This window comes from Bacillus sp. EU55, assembly GCF_038005925.1.
GTDB classification, from domain to species: Bacteria; Bacillota; Bacilli; order Bacillales; family Bacillaceae; genus Bacillus; species Bacillus velezensis.
Genome location: NZ_JBBOUE010000001.1, coordinates 540,769 through 556,489, shown reverse-complemented (window position 1 = coordinate 556,489; position 15,721 = coordinate 540,769). Strand labels below are relative to the sequence as shown.

The 15,721-nt window shown below is 41.3% G+C and carries 15 protein-coding genes; 3 read left to right on the top strand and 12 right to left on the bottom strand.

The genetic code is table 11. The features are described from left to right. Window positions 1–114: 114 nt before the first annotated feature. From NYE50_RS02895 to NYE50_RS02865, 7 genes are all read right to left on the bottom strand, one after another. Window positions 115–1,461 (bottom strand): FAD-binding oxidoreductase, encoded by a 1,347-nt coding sequence (locus tag NYE50_RS02895; RefSeq protein ID WP_172869026.1) that lies wholly within the window; start codon window positions 1,459–1,461, stop codon window positions 115–117. 397 nt (window positions 1,462–1,858) lie between these two features. Continuing rightward, the gene (locus NYE50_RS02890) at window positions 1,859–2,158 is read right to left on the bottom strand and encodes a hypothetical protein (protein WP_017419202.1); all 300 of its coding nucleotides are present in this window, start codon (window positions 2,156–2,158) and stop codon (window positions 1,859–1,861) included. 242 nt (window positions 2,159–2,400) lie between these two features. Beyond that, window positions 2,401–2,586, bottom strand: coding sequence for a hypothetical protein (locus NYE50_RS02885; RefSeq protein WP_017419203.1), 186 nt, complete (start codon window positions 2,584–2,586; stop codon window positions 2,401–2,403). 195 nt (window positions 2,587–2,781) lie between these two features. Beyond that, the gene (locus NYE50_RS02880) at window positions 2,782–3,198 is read right to left on the bottom strand and encodes an NUDIX hydrolase (protein WP_172869027.1); all 417 of its coding nucleotides are present in this window, start codon (window positions 3,196–3,198) and stop codon (window positions 2,782–2,784) included. Window positions 3,199–3,522: 324 nt separating this feature from the next. Further along, complete coding sequence (locus NYE50_RS02875) at window positions 3,523–4,821, bottom strand: MFS transporter (protein WP_172869096.1); 1,299 nt, start codon at window positions 4,819–4,821, stop codon at window positions 3,523–3,525. A gap of 92 nt (window positions 4,822–4,913) precedes the next feature. Further along, a complete protein-coding gene (locus NYE50_RS02870) occupies window positions 4,914–6,302 on the bottom strand; it encodes an aminotransferase-like domain-containing protein (RefSeq protein WP_024084933.1) in 1,389 nt (462 codons plus the stop codon). A 233-nt stretch (window positions 6,303–6,535) separates the two neighbouring features. Next, a complete protein-coding gene (locus tag NYE50_RS02865; RefSeq protein ID WP_224988666.1) occupies window positions 6,536–7,783 on the bottom strand; it encodes a Zn-dependent hydrolase in 1,248 nt (415 codons plus the stop codon). A 126-nt stretch (window positions 7,784–7,909) separates the two neighbouring features. Here NYE50_RS02865 and NYE50_RS02860 point away from each other — a divergent pair, with 126 nt between their 5' ends. Then, window positions 7,910–8,806, top strand: coding sequence for an AraC family transcriptional regulator (locus tag NYE50_RS02860; protein ID WP_209387921.1), 897 nt, complete (start codon window positions 7,910–7,912; stop codon window positions 8,804–8,806). A 39-nt stretch (window positions 8,807–8,845) separates the two neighbouring features. Here the strand turns inward: NYE50_RS02860 and NYE50_RS02855 are convergent, their stop codons facing one another. The 4 genes from NYE50_RS02855 to NYE50_RS02840 all read right to left on the bottom strand — a co-directional run bounded on the left by NYE50_RS02855 (window position 8,846) and on the right by NYE50_RS02840 (window position 12,625). Then, window positions 8,846–10,006, bottom strand: a complete 1,161-nt coding sequence (locus tag NYE50_RS02855) for a M20 aminoacylase family protein (protein ID WP_174747514.1) — start codon at window positions 10,004–10,006, stop codon at window positions 8,846–8,848. Window positions 10,007–10,055: 49 nt separating this feature from the next. Continuing rightward, on the bottom strand, window positions 10,056–11,366 hold the full coding sequence (locus tag NYE50_RS02850) for an aromatic amino acid transport family protein (RefSeq protein ID WP_224988684.1): 1,311 nt from the start codon (window positions 11,364–11,366) through the stop codon (window positions 10,056–10,058). Between the two features lie 77 nt (window positions 11,367–11,443). Beyond that, window positions 11,444–11,821 carry a RidA family protein gene (locus NYE50_RS02845; RefSeq protein ID WP_003156121.1) on the bottom strand — a complete coding sequence of 126 codons (378 nt, stop codon included), beginning with the start codon at window positions 11,819–11,821 and terminating at the stop codon, window positions 11,444–11,446. A gap of 138 nt (window positions 11,822–11,959) precedes the next feature. Beyond that, the gene (locus NYE50_RS02840) at window positions 11,960–12,625 is read right to left on the bottom strand and encodes a GntR family transcriptional regulator (RefSeq protein WP_015388657.1); all 666 of its coding nucleotides are present in this window, start codon (window positions 12,623–12,625) and stop codon (window positions 11,960–11,962) included. Between the two features lie 141 nt (window positions 12,626–12,766). Between NYE50_RS02840 and NYE50_RS02835 the strand changes: the two genes are divergently transcribed. Next, entirely contained in the window at window positions 12,767–13,963 is a 1,197-nt protein-coding gene (locus tag NYE50_RS02835; protein WP_224988664.1) for a diaminopropionate ammonia-lyase, read from the top strand. Window positions 13,964–14,068: 105 nt separating this feature from the next. Here NYE50_RS02835 and NYE50_RS02830 read toward each other — a convergent pair whose 3' ends face one another. Next, the gene (locus NYE50_RS02830; protein WP_021495063.1) at window positions 14,069–14,545 is read right to left on the bottom strand and encodes a DinB family protein; all 477 of its coding nucleotides are present in this window, start codon (window positions 14,543–14,545) and stop codon (window positions 14,069–14,071) included. A 200-nt stretch (window positions 14,546–14,745) separates the two neighbouring features. Here NYE50_RS02830 and cotR point away from each other — a divergent pair, with 200 nt between their 5' ends. Continuing rightward, entirely contained in the window at window positions 14,746–15,711 is a 966-nt protein-coding gene (cotR, locus tag NYE50_RS02825) for a sporulation hydrolase CotR (protein WP_224988662.1), read from the top strand. The last annotated feature ends 10 nt before the right edge of the window (window positions 15,712–15,721 follow it).

The window sequence follows — 15,721 nt, the reverse complement described above, 5'->3', positions numbered from 1 at the left end:
GCATTTCAGAAATGAAAACAACAATAAAAACACACCTGAATGTTCTGGTGTGCTCCAATAATAATGTTTAGAATGCAAACACAGCATTTTATTTTGTTTCCCAAAACGATCAAACTATTTATACGATGGCGGGATGCTTTGCGGAAAACGGAATACATTTTCGGGATCATATTTCGCCTTTATTCTTTGAAGCCTTGCAAAGTTTGAGCCATAATATGCTTTTCCGAAGTTCTCGATATTTTGATCCGGAACATTTACATAAGAACCTGTTACATATGGTTTCATCAGCTGACGCACTCTTTCAACTGATGCAAGATTCGAAGCTTCTTGTGATTTATTTTTCCAACTAGCCGTCCATTCCGTATAAAACAATGGCCGGCGCCAATAGAAGGCTGTTTCACTGCTTGGAACTCTGCTTATCGCGCCGCCCCAATTGATAAAAAAGAAATTGGTTTCTGTCCCAGTCGCTTTTTCTAAAAATTGTCTCATTACTGCAATAGGTTCTTCCGGCCAAAGATTGAGCGCCCACGCCGAGGAGAATTTAACACTCTGATCAGATCTGCCGGGAATCGGTTCGTCAGGATCTAAGAAATCTATACAATCCGGGTAGTATAGTGTTTTGATTACTGTTTGTGCCGGCGTTCCGGCATTTAATAAAGGTTTTAATAATTGAACCAGCTCTGGTTTTGAACCGAGGAACAATCCTTCTGCATGGCACAAGCCATTTACTTTGCTGTAAATCTCAAGGTAGCATCCTAATCGTTCGTCTGTAAACGGCGCCCATTTTTGCCACACTTTAAATACCGTTTCTAACTGTTCCCACGGCCAAATAATATTAAAGACGGTTGCGGTTTTAGGGGCACGGTGAACTTTGAACGTATATTGGGTGTTATATCCGAAATTGCCTCCCCCGCCGCCTCTGGAAGCCCACAGTAAATCTTCATTGCGGGATTGATTTGCTTGAATAATCCTGCCTTTGGCATCTACCATTTTCAATGCGAGAAGGTTATCGCTTATCAGGCCGATCGATCGGGAAAGCACTCCAAATCCGCCTCCCATCGTGATTCCTCCGATTCCGACGGTTGGACTGTCTCCGAACGGGGCCATAAAACCTTCCCGAGCTAAACCTTTTACAAGCGGGCCGACGTGAATGCCGGTTTGAACAGTTGCTACCGCGTTTTTTTCATCTAAGAAAACTTTATTCATGTCACTCACATCAATAACAATCCCATCACTTACCGTGGAAAGATTTTTATCCAGAGCATGGCGGCCGCTTCTGACACGCATAGGCACATTCTTCTCACGAGCCCATTTAATAGCATTACTTACATCGTATGAATTTTGTGCAAAAACAAAGACAAGCGGACAGACATCAACATAAGGGTTCCAATTCTTAACCGCCTGTGTATAGCCGGGGTCCCCTTTGAAGATGACGCGTCCTGTTAACTGTGCTGATCCCATCTATTTCACTCCCAATAAGCATTTGATTCCGATACCAGTATATGTAGGAATTGGACAAATTCTTAGACAGATGATCTGCAAACTTAAAAATAGATACCTATACGCGAAGATGATATAAAAACAAAAAAAGACAAGAGCGGCAAGCTGCCGAAACTCTTGTCTCTCCTGCTTTTTTGTCATGATAGGCACTTACATTTATTGGCGTGATATCCCGACCTGACTATGGAAGTCCATAGAAAATTATGTTTGCCCTGCCATGCGTGGTTCTGCTGAGACACCGGCTGAGCAACCTTTCTGTTTGATCCCCCGACAAGAATCTTTTTCTTTATCGTTTTTGCACCCCTGTACGGGTAAAATCAATACACATGAATTTTATCTTTTACATGATGAAAAGCTCTTATTTTTTCTTCTTGTGCTTACGTTTGCAATCATGTTTTTTCTCTTTCTTATGACGTTTTTTACATTTCGCTTTTGCTGCTAATTTTGCCGCTTTTACCTTTGCTTCTGCTGCTCGGGCTCTTGCTTCTTCCGCTCTTGCTATTGCCTCTTCCGCTCTGGCTCTCGCTTCTGCTTCTCTTGCTGCTTCCGCTCTTGCTTCGTCGTCCGCCATATCAAAATCATGGCCAAGGTCACAGGCTTCGTTGTATGGCTTTTTCTTCTGAACGTACTGTTGATCTTCACCTTCGTTATAATACATTACGCCACTCCTTCTCGCATTTTTTAATCTCTTCATACTATGTAAATAAAAAACCCCAGCTTGGACTATTATGTTGATGAATCGACACATTTTAGGGCAATTTTCATTTATCGATGCAACAGATTCTGGATGCTTGATGAAACTTAAATGATTTATGATAAGCAGCGTAAAAAGAGAGACTGCGAAAAAGGATGCTGCGCGCTGCAGCATCCTTCTGTACCAACTTTTTGTGTTTTTGACTTTTAGTTTGCTTGCTGTGTTTGTTTTACTGGTTCTTTGCTAAAAAGTCCGACAATGTTCCACAAGATAATTGCGGCAGCTATGATCAAACGAGCCGTACTGACTTCTTGGTTAGTAAACAATTTATAGCCATATATTGATCCCAATGCTGCTATGCAAAAAATATTGAACCATTTACTCCAACGCAATTAGAAAACTCCTTATAAAATGATTACATTTCCAAACAATGTATTATAATATTAACAAAATTTTTCAATATTTAACCTTAAATTTTTCTTAATTGTCGTTCAAGTAAAAATCATTATTACTATTTTGTTTTTTCCTTGAAGAACGAGTACCTTACCTCTTCACCCTCCACAACCATTAATCAAAGTACGGGATTATCAGTATATTGTTCCCTGATTGTTATACAGCGCATTTCCTTTCATAAGCTTTTTAATCCCTTCGGTGTAATAAGGCAATCGTTGACTTGCCTGTTCAATATCAACCCATTCTATTTTCAATATTTCTTGAGCATTTTTAATTCCTTCTTTCCCTCCTGTAACTTTTGCTTCAAATGTAAAAAATATGGCGTAATGATTTCTCTTTATAAATTTCGCTTCATTAACAGCTAGTATATCCCCAATTTCAACTTCCAGCCCTGTTTCTTCATATACCTCACGTACAGCTGCTTCTATTAGATTTTCATTAAGCTCAACTTTTCCGCCTGGAAGTGACCAATGCCCCTCATGATTATCTACCATTACTATCTGATTGAACTCATTTCTAATCAATGCGTATACAACTTTAACTTCTTCCATATGACTCTCCTTTACTAAAAATATTTTTTAACCGCTTATTTATATATTTACTGTAAAGAATATAAAGGGATATAACAGCTGTTTTTTTGTAATACATCAAACTTACAACCATTCAAGCGCATCATTTGTATCGTTTTAGAACCTTTTTTAAAAACGACAGTCTATTGAGCAGAGCAAATAAGAGTAAACTTTAAAAATAAAAGAGAACATAAAAAATACCAAAGGCCGTTACACCCTTGGTATCATTGAGATGCAGCCGGGAGGACTTACGCTTCATGAGTTTTTCAACCACGGGAGCCTCGCACTGCTTTTAAACATAAGATACTATTCCTTACTTCCAAGCGACCATATCACCACCGGAATTAATAATAACGATAATATCCCTCCGCCAAGTGATAATGTCAGGTAATTGGCACCTGCTACGACCATTCCGGACAATGCTCCGCCGGCGGCTCCGGACAACGCAATCAAAACATCCACAGTACCTTGGGTTTTAGCCCGTGTTGACGTTTCAGTTGAATCAACAATCAGTGCCGTTCCGCTTATCAAACCAAAATTCCATCCTAACCCGAGCAAAGACAGAGCAATGACCATAAGAATCATAGAATCTCCCGGTGCAAATGCTGATATGAGCCCTGCCAAAAGCAGCGTCATTCCGGAAGATACAGCCATTACAGTACGGCCTAATTTATCCGCAAGCACACCTGTCACCAAAGAAGGGAGATACATGGCGCCTATATGAAAACCGATAACAAGACCTACCGCTCCTAAGCCATGGCCGTGATGTCTCATATGGACCGGTGTCATTGTCATAATAGCAGTCATTACAATTTGAGTAAGAATCATAACCGCCGCACCCGCAATAATACCTTTTTTGTTCTCTGTGTGTTCGTCGGCGGTCACTTGTCCTCTATCATCAGGTGTTTGGCCGGCAATTTCTATTGTTCTTGCTATGACTAAAGGGTCAGGACGTAGCATGATGAAAAGAGTAACACCTGCCAACATATATGCTGCCGCCGCTAAAATGAATGGACCCGCCAGTGACGGAACACCAATGGAGCGAGCGAAGTTCCCCATTACATTCACTAAATTCGGGCCTGCAACGGCACCGAATGTGGTAAAAACCATAGTCATACTGACAGCAGTCGCCCGCTGTTTATGATTTGCCAAGTCCGTACCCGCATAACGGGCCTGCAGATTTGTCGCTGTTCCCGCACCATAAATAATCAAAGAAGCAAACAGCAGAAACACACTATTTAAAATAGCCGCAATGATGACTCCTATCGCTCCCAGTCCGCCAATCATAAATCCGGCTGAAAGACCTGTCCGGCGGCCGTAACGCTGAGAAAGCCTCCCCACAAATAACGCGGCGCCTGCTGATCCTAAGGTAAATAAAGCAGAGGGCACACCGGCAAACGCATCTGTACCAAGCATTTGCTGTGCAATAAGCGCACCGACAGTCACTCCGGCCGCCAACCCTGCGCCGCCGAAAATTTGTGAAAGACTGACGACAAACAAAGTACGCTTATATAATCTTTTTTGTTTATCAGAAGAACCTATGAATTGCTCCAATAATGCCGATTGAGTATCTGACCCTTTTGCACTGTCTTTGTGAAGCATAATCCGACCTGCCTTTCTATAACCTCCAACAGATTTGGATTATCATAACACGCACAAAAAAACCATACAATATAGTAATTGTATGGCGGACAATATTAGATAAGCTCATCCAGCAGGCGTTTAAGAATCAGCAGTCCCTGCTCAAGCTCCCCAAGCGTTTTCGGTGCACAGACAGACACCCTTACAGCCCTTTCCGGACAACTGTTCCCGACGACAAAACGTTCAGCCGCGTATACTTGCACTCCATGCTGTGCGGCTGATTTTTCAAATGCAGCACCTGTCATATTTCCGGGTAACAGCAACCATCGAAAGATTCCCGTCTCAGCACCTGCACACGTATAGCCGTTTAAATATTGATCGATCATTTTGTTTCTGCGAATAGTCTGTTCACGATGACTGTCAATTAAGATTTCAAATTGATTCGATACGATTGTGCGTGCAGTGAGTTCTGCTAACAGCGGGGAAACGGTTATATTTAAATTGTAAAGCGCCTTTGAAATCGGCTCCTTATATTGACTCGGGACGGCGACATACGCCATCCTTAACCCTGGTGCCAGTGATTTTGATAAACCGGCAATGTGAATGACCTGTTCCGGTGCAAATGATGCGATTGCCGGAAGCGGATTCTTGCCAAGAAGATGGTACGAGGCATCTTCAATAATGAATCGGTTATATTTTTTTGCGATTTTCGCGATCATTTTTCGATTCTCAACAGACATAAAGGACGCTGTCGGATTATGATAATCCGGGATGAGGTAGATGCCTTTAATATTTTCATTTTTACACGCGTACTCAAATGAGACAGGGCTCATTTCATTGTTCTCTGATTTGATCGGCACAATTTGCACACTCAGCATTGAAGCGGCCGTTTTCAAGCCTGGGTATGTATGGTGATCAACTCCAATGCGGTCACCCGGTTTACAAAGACTCGCCAATGCCGCGGCAATCGCATTTTGCCCGCCGTTTGCAAATAAAATGTGATCAACGGACGTTTCAAATCCGCCTCTTCGAATCAGCTTAACAGCCGCATCTTTATGCCAAAGACTTTCACCCGTCCGGCCATAGCCAAACCACTTTTCATAATCTTCCTCTTGCAGCATACTTTTCAGCTGGAGCAGCAGCGGCTCATAAGAAGCCTGATCCGGAAGCGTCGCCCCCATTTCAATCAGATGCTTCGGCTTTGTATCCTCCAGCAGATACGCATTCGATAACGCATCATAAGCAACAAATGTCCCGCTCCCGACAGAGGCACTCAGCAGACCCTTTAACTCGCAGACTTTAAAAGCCTTTGAAATGGTGCTTACATTTAAATCCAAAAAATCAGCCAGTTCTCTCTGAGGAGGCAGTTTGGTTCCGGGTAATAAAACTTCTTGTAATATATCCTGTTCTAATTTCTCTGCAATCGCTTTATAAATGGGTTTTTCCGTTTTATCAATCGCCGGCTTCCAGCTCATCGGATAGTTTTCAAAAGAATTGATCGGCATGATATGCATCCTTTTTCATTCAATTATATGATCACACCGTTTATAAAACAATTTTAACAGACGCAAAAGTTGACATAAAAAAAGCCAAAGGCGGTTAAACCTTTGGCATGATTGATACGCCGGGAAAAATTGAACTTTCATCAGAGATATCAATGATGAGAAGGGCTTTTCTGTACGACACTCTCTATCTTCACTCTTTATCTCGATTTGTATTCCTTGATGTTCCCGTTTCCTTAGTTAGAAGAAAGATCACTAACGACATCTAATAATACATTGACACCTGCAGCCAAGTCATGATCTTTCGTGTATTCTTCAGGATTATGGCTGATCCCCTCTATACTGGGAACGAAAATCATAGCCGTCGGACAGATGCGGGCCATCATTTGTGCATCGTGCCCGGCACCGGATGTCATCCGTTTTGACTCCAGTCCGCGTTTATTGGCAGCCCGCTCAATTAATGCAACAATGTTTTTATCAAATACAACGGGATTGAAACGGACTAATTGTTCAGATGTGATAGATACGTTTTCAGCCTCTTCCAAATCTTTCAGGTAATCGTCCAGTGCTGATTCTTCTTCTTGAAGTCTCTTTTCGTCCGGATCTCGCAAATCAACTGTAAGTGCTGCCAATGATGGAATGACATTGATAGCATTTGGCTCAAAACTGATTGTTCCGACCGTGGCGACAGTTTGGCCGTTAGACATATTGGCACGTTTGCGCAAATACGTTATGATTTGTGCGGCTGCATGCCCGGCATCCTGACGCATATCAGTCGGAGTTGTCCCGGCATGATTTGAAACGCCTTGAACCGTTATACGCTTCCAGGAAATCCCTTGCAAATTCTCAACGGCACCGACCGGAATGCCTGTTTTGTCTAAAATCGGCCCCTGCTCAACATGGAGCTCAATAAAGGCGTGCGGTGTTAAAAAGCCGGGCTTTTCTGTTCCCTCATATCCTATACGTTTAAGTTCTTCACCCAGTTTCGTCCCATCCGTACCGCGGGTCTGAAGCGCCTTTTCTAAAGAAAGTCCTCCGGCGAATACGAGTGATCCCATCATATCTGGAGTATATCGCACACCTTCCTCATTGGTAAAAGCCGCCATGACAATCGGACGCTCCGGTTTGAAGCCGGACTCCTTTAAAGCGTTTATGACTTCAAGTCCCGAAATAACCCCGTAACATCCATCGTAAATACCCGCGTTGATGACCGTGTCGATATGAGAGCCGATCATAATGGGCGCATCATTATTCTGATCAGAACCGTACCATACCCCGAAAATATTTCCGATTTTATCAATCATAACCTCTAAGCCTGCTTTTTTCATCCATGTTACCAATAAGTCCCGTCCCGCCTTATCTTCATCGGAAGCAGCTAACCTTGTGAGTCTGTCATTGCGGTCACGTCCGATTTCACCAAGCTCCTTAAGACGGCTGAGTAAACGTTCAGAATTCATGTAAAGGTTCACATGTTCAGATGCCATTTTGCATTCCTCCCTGCACTGAGTCAATCGCTTCATTGATATAACAATAATGTTATGATATATAAGAATTCATCATCTTAATACCAATATTGGATTTAAAAATATAAGTATATTGAGGTGTTTAACATGCAAACGCAAAACTTTCTGATGGATGACAGTCTGCAAGATTTGACGAAACACCATACAATTGTTATGCCGGTTGCTTGCTATGAAAAAACCATTAAGAACCATTTGCACGGATATATTCCCCTTCATTGGCATGATGAAATTCAATTCGTGCTTATAATAAAAGGAGAAGCGCTGTTCCAAGTAAATGAGGAATGGGTGGTTGTCCATCAAGGCGACGGGCTGTTTATTAACAGCGGCTGCCTGCATATGACAAAGGAGCATGGCAGTTCAGATTGTCTTTATATCTGTTTAAATGTCTCCCCGCATTTCGTTTTATCACAGGAACTCTACACGACCTATGTAAAACCTTTGATTCACGCAACGAATGTCCCTTACTTATATATCCACGCAGACGACCCTTTAGAAAAAAACATTCTGAATGCTGTATTAGAGATCCACAAATGCATCGAGCAAAAATCCCTCTTTTATGAAATAGATATCACGATGAAACTTACGTCTGTTTGGAAACACTTAATCGCCAATTGCTTCCACCTTGAATGTATCGAAACAGAATGGTTGAAGAACCAAAGGATGAAGAATATGCTGAGCTGGATCCATCAGCATTATGCTGAAAAAATCACATTGGAGGATATTGCGAAAGCCGGGCAGCTAAGCCGTTCTGAGTGCTGCCGCTATTTCAAGCGCTTTTTAAAATGTTCTCCGTTACACTACGTTATAGATTACAGAATTCAAAAAAGCTTATATTTATTGCAGCAAAGAGATGCGAGTGTGACAGACATTTCTTATCAAGTTGGTTTTAACAGCACAAGTTATTTCATCAGCAGGTTCAGACATGCCATGAAGATGACGCCGCTGGCTTATAAAAAACAAAAAAACAAAGAAAGACAGCACTGACTGATTCAGTAATTGCTGTTTTTCTTTGTTTCATGTGTTTTAGGATAAGCGAATTTTAACTAATTCCGCAAAATACGCTGCACCGGTTAAAAGAATGTCATCATTAAAATCATATGACGGGCTGTGTAATGGAATATGGCCCTTTTGATCATGCTCATCACCATTGCCAAGAAAAACAAATACACCGGGAACCTTCTCTAAAAAAGCCGAGAAATCTTCTGAAATCATCATCTGATTTATGTTAGAAGTGACATTCTCTTTTCCGGCTGTTTTGGCAGCAGCTTCAACAGTAAACCCGACATATTCTTCCCAATTCGTCGTTGGAGCAAATTCATGTGTATGCTCAAACTGACACTCCGCACCATGCATCTCACAAATCCCGGAACTGATAGTCCTCATTTTTTCTTCGAGAAAACGTCGGGTGTCAGGAGAATAACTTCGCGTATCACCTTTGATTTCCACATAAGTCGGAATCGCATTCCTCACCCCGTCTGTTACGATTTCCGTACAGGATATAACGGCAGGAACGCTTGGATCTAAATTTCTGGACACAATAGTCTGTAAGGCGAGAATAATTTGCGACGCTATGACCAATGGATCAATACTCATATGAGGGCGGGCTGCATGAGCGCCTTTTCCTTTAATCCGGATGACAAAGTTATCTTCACCGGCCATAATTCCCCCGGGGCGGGTTGCAAAAGTACCCGCCGGCAATCCAGGCATATTATGCAATCCGTAAATTTCATCGAGCGGAAATTGTTCAAAAAGTCCATCCTCAATCATGGCCCTCGCACCCTTGCCCGGTTCTTCCGCCGGTTGAAAAATAAAACACACGGTGCCGTTAAAATGTTGTCTTTCACTCAATATTTTAGCTGTCCCAAGAAGGATTGCCATATGTCCGTCATGACCGCAGGCATGCATTTTCCCTTTATTTTTAGACACATACGAATGATCTGCTGCTTCAGTGAAGTGTAATGCGTCCAGTTCCGCTCTGATTCCTATAACCTTTGAACCTTCTCCCGCTTTTAAGGTGGCGACTATACCTGTTCCGCCCAGACCCGAACAAACGCTTACTCCCATTTTTTTTAATTCTTCAGCAATATACACTGAGGTCATGTGTTCTTCAAAAGCTGTTTCAGGTATCATGTGGAGGTCATGTCTCCATTTTATTAATTGATCTTTCATTGTGATATCATTCATAAAGACCACTCCAATATAATCATTAAATAGAAAGCGTTTACACAAATAATTAAAATAAAGCAAAAATAATTGCCGAAACAGTGATGACACCAATAATCGCAACAAAAACATTACTGATTTTATTTCGATACATTTTTAATACTGGCAGCTTACGAATGGCATACATAGGGAGCAGCAATAGAATAACAGCCCCTATCGGTCCGCTGATGCTTTCAATGATGCCTAGAATACTTGGGTTGATATAAGCTATTAGCCAGCAAATGACAAACATAAAAAACAGAATGATAAAATCTGTTTTTTTCTTATTATTTCTTGATGGAAAAACCTCAACAATGATATCCCGCATGGCCTCATAGGCTCCTATATAATGTCCTAAAAAGGATTTCGTAATTGCGACAAATGCGATAATCGGGGAAAGACAAGCAATAAACGCTGAATGAAAATGGTTGGCGAGATAAGTGAGAATTGAGATGTTTTGTTTCTTTGCCATAGCAAGATCTGCCGGCGACAAACTGAATACACAGCTGTATACAAAAAATAAAACAGTAAGTATCATCAATATATAACTGTATTTTTGTATTTGGGCACATTTATCATCAGCAAATTTGTCTCCATAACACTGCCTTTGAGCTACAACGAATGGTGAAATCATTGAATAATGATTAAATGAAAGCACTAGGACAGGGAATGTCATCCATACCGTCATGAACATCCCTTGTCCTGATCCGGATAATGATAAGTGTGTGACATCCAAAATGGCTGTATTCCATTTAGGTAGCAGATAGATCCCCATCAAACATAACGAACCTATAAATGGATAAACTAACAAACTCATAGTCTTCATGACCGCATCCTGACCAAAACGCACGATAAACAGTAATCCTGCTATCAGAAATCCGGCAGTTAAACCCCTTGGCGGCTCTGACATGTTCATTTGATTCACAATAAAGCTTTGAGCTGTATTTGTAATGGCAACTGAATACATTAACAGGATGCTGTAAATCGCAAGAAAATAAATGACAGTGAATACTCTTCTTGCTTTCGCTCCAAAGTATTCTCCTGTCACCGCTAAAATCCCGTCTGTTGCAGAACCTGCTGATAAAACAAATCTGGCCAAAGCTCTGTGAGAAAAGTACGTAATCGGAAAAGCCAGAACAGTGATGATCATCAGAGGCAGAATGCCCCCTATTCCCGCATTAATTGGCAAAAAAAGCACGCCCGCGCCTATTGCTGTGCCAAACAGGCCTAAGACCCAAATTGTATTTTGCCTGCACCATTTAGCCGGATCTTCATAAGAGGCATTATTCGATGAAGAACTCCGGCACCGCACATCCACATCCTGTTCTATAGACATATTTATCCTCCCGAAAAAAGAATGTCATGCTCTGGAATATCACGAATTACCATGAAGCCGGGCAGCTTTTCACTCGTATATATTTATCCGGAATACGCGATGACTTCAATTTCAATCTGTACATCTTTAGGCAACCGGCTTACTTCAATTGTGGATCTCGCAGGACGATGGTCTCCAAGATATTTACCATATTCCTCGTTAACAGCTTGAAAATCACCTAAATTTTTAAGAAAAATAGTCGTTTTCACTATATTTTCAATTTTTAAATCCTCTGATTTCAGAATGGATTCAATATTTTTTAAAACTTGAATCGTTTGTTCCCTAATATCAGCCGGAACTTCATCCGTGTTTGGATTAACAGGAAGCTGTCCTGATAAAAATAAAAAATCTTGTACTTTAATGCCTTGAGAATAAGGTCCGATCGCTTTTGGTGCTTTTTCTGTGAAAACTGCTTTTAACATAATAATCACCTTCTCCTTATTGATATAAGATTCAAAATATTCTTCATAAAAAACTGAATTGCTTTCAGTTAAGAGTAATATATCACATATCTCATATTAGTCAAATGAAAAATTCATACAAAAAAGCCTGACGAGTTGTCAGGCTTTTAATTGGCTGTTTAAAATGATTCGAGTCAGACTGTTTTCCCAATTACTCCTTATGGCATTCAGTCCTTGTTTAAGATCTTTATTCCTCATTGCGTCTAATATTTGATAGTGTTCACTGCAGGATGCATTCATTGCGTGATTTTGACTGAAATACCGAATTTCAATTCTCTGTATTTTCGTTTTTTGTCCTTGCAGTAATTTCTGCAGTTCAGTATTATTTGAGACTTCAATGATCTTTTGATGAAAGGCATTATCCAATTCCAGCGCTTTTACCTTATCATCCATCTCCATGATTGCATTCATTTGCTTATTTAATTTTTCCATCTCGTCTATATGATCTTGCGTAATTCTTGAAAGTGCCTGTTCAAAAGCGAGACACTCGAGAGACCAAACGACCGAGTAAACCTCTTTCGCATTTTCCAGGTCAATAGGTGCTACCACTGTCCACCGATTGGCTTTCGTTATGACAAGACCTTCATTTTCAAGCTGAAGCAACGCCTCCCGGACCGGCGTGCGGCTGATTCCGAGTGTCTCAGATAGATCTTGATTTCTCAGTCTTTCTCCCGGCTCAAGCTTACCTGTTATAATCCACTCTCTCAGAAACTGATAAGCTTCAACTTTCATAAATGTTCGTTTTAATTGGTGCTGTTGGTTCATTGTCACGTTTCCACCTCTTTAAAACATCATTTTACATGTAATATACCACATTTCAGTATATCGTTTGCGAAAAAGAAGAGTTGCTTTACATTCCGATCCATGTATAATGTGATATATCACATATTGGAAGGGTGAAGAAATTTGTTTGCGAATATTGATTGGGTTTCGAATCATTTCAGATCTGATACGTTACCTCAGGAATCTTCCTATTTCTCTGCAGAGGAAACAAAAAAAGCGCTTCATTTTCATTCCGGCATTCCCGGCTATCAAGCAACACCGCTTCACTCGTTAAGAGGTCTCGCACAATATCTCGGCATAAACAGTCTTTATGTCAAAGATGAATCTAAACGGTTTAGCCTTAATGCTTTTAAAAGCTTGGGTGCTTCATATGCGATTGCTTCTTACTATTGTGAAAAACTTAAAATCGACCTTAATTCCATTCATTTTAACGAATTGGTTGAACTTGTAAAAAGCGCTCCTTCTGCTACATTTGCTACAGCTACCGACGGTAATCACGGAAAGGGACTGGCATGGGCGGCTTCTCTTTTTGGACAGAAAGCAAAGGTATATATGCCGAAAGGTTCTTCTCCCGCGAGATTGGAAGCCATTAAACATTTAGGTGCTGATGCGTACATTACAGATTTAAATTATGATGACACTGTTCAAATGGCGGCAGATTTATCTGAGAAACATCATTGGATTTTAGTTCAGGATACGGCTTGGGAAGGATACCAGCAAATTCCTCTCTCTATCATGCAAGGATATACAACAATTATTGCAGAAATATACAAACAAAATGAAGATTTCTTCAATACAATCAGTCATGTTATCCTTCAGGCTGGAGTGGGATCTTTCGCTGCTTCAATGGCAGCTTCCCTATTAAATGTAAAAAGCGGGAATAAGCCCAAAATCTCCATAGTTGAACCCGAAAGCGCAAATTGTCTGTACCGGTCAGCCCAAAGCGCCTCTGGATCACCTGTCCGAGTATACGGTGATCTTTCTACAATGATGGCTGGGCTTGCCTGCGGCGAACCCAACCCATTCGGTTGGAACATTTTGAGAACATGCAGTGATTATTTCTTTTCCTGTAATGACAAGATAAGCGCATTGGGGATGAGAATATTGGGTAATCCTATTGATCCGGATCCGAAGATTATTTCTGGTGAGTCAGGTTCCGTCCCATTAGGTTTGCTGCATGAGTTAAGTAAGAATACTTCAATGGAACAGATAAAGAAGAAATTAGAATTAGATCAGTCATCTAATGTGTTAATGATTAATACAGAAGGTGATACTGATCCGGAAAATTATCGGAAAGCGGTTTGGGGAACAGATCATTAAAACAACGGCAACATGTTTGTTTTAATGATTTATAAAAAGCCTTAACTTTGGGTGAAGTTAAGGCTTCCGTTATTTCCCCTTCCCGTGTGAAACTCAATCATTTAACTAGTCCCAAATTAAAGGCCTGTCAACCTCAGCAGTTCTGAGATAGTCTAAAAGCTGACCGGTATGTACGGACTCATGGTAAGCGATTCTTAATAACATGTCTCCTAGTTCGCGAATATATCCAACATCAGACCTGTCAATCTTTATATTTGTTAAATCTGTTTCGTTTAACGATTTGATGAATGTCAAAAACTCGGCCCGATACGGTTTTGCGAATTCTAATTCTTCGGTTACTGTGGTAAACGTTTTTGATTCATACGGGTTTTTAGATTCCTCTGAAGACTCATTCATTTGTTTTAGTAAAATGTGATGATAAAGAAATTCCGCTTCTAATACATGTCTTATCATTTCCTTACACGACATTGCTTCGGAATCGGGGCGCCAGTCCATTTTTTCCTCAGGTATAGCTGTCCATAACTTGATGCTTCGCCGTCTTACTTCTTCAAAATGTAAAACAATAAGGTCAATCGTATTCAAGTGTTTTCCCCCTTTTATTTTTAAATAATTCTCCTTTTTCCCGGAAAAAACCTCTTCAAATAAAAAACATATTCTTTCCCGACTCGCTGGATTGATAATCAAACCATTTTTAAGATAAGGAGATATTCATTCATCCATACAATAGACTCTGGCTGAACATATACTGAATGATAGTTTTCATCAGAAAGGAGAAATCAGCTTTGGCAAAATATCGGATCATGACCTTTGACGGGGGCGGTACCTTAGGTGCTTTAAGTTTACAACTATTGAACAGACTGGCTGAAGAAAATCCAGCATTAATAAGTCGAACCCATGTATTTGCGGGAAATTCAATCGGTTCATTTACTGCCCTTGCATTAGCAAGCGGAAGATCTCCGGAGGAAACACTTCAGTATTTTGAGGATGAGATCCTGCCCGCATTCAGCGTTTCCCGGCCGGGGGGACCTGTTTTCAATCAACAATTGCCCTATTCCGGTTTTATTAAAGCGGTGCGAAACTTTTTCCCGCCAGGCCTTCGTCTTAAAGATCTTAGAAAACGAATTGTTGTCCCTTCATTCAAATTATACTCCCCAGCACTGGATCGTTGGACGCCCGTATTATTTCACAACTTTCCCGGCTCTCCCTATTTAAATGAGAAAGTGAGCGATGTCATACTGCGGAGCAGCGGTGCTCCCGCGACGCAGCGAGCCTATCAAAACTACGTGGACGGATATGTAGTGGCAACGAACCCCAGTACGGCCAGTATCGCGTTTGCGGTTGGTAAAGCCAACGTGCCACTGGATCAAATTGCGGCGCTATCCATCGGTACAAGTGAAGCCCCGACTCGGTTAAGAAGAGATACGAGGGGATGGGGAATGGTGAGTGCGGATAACATACGTCCCGAAAATCTGAAGAACCTTCCTCCAAATTGGGGAGTCCTTTTGGACAGGTCGCCTAATGAACCTTTACTGCCATTTCTTCAGATGATCTCCGGCGGAAATGGCTACTATGAATCCATGGTCAGCGCGAATCTGCTGGGAGATCGCTTTTTCCGGTTAGATCCGCGGATTCCTAACTTCTCCAAAACAGACCCTTCCGTGGTTCCCGCTGTCATTGAAATTGCGAACAAAACCAACTTACAGCCTGCTAATACTTTTATAGAGAAAAACTGGAACGACAGCCACTAAGTAAGTCAGA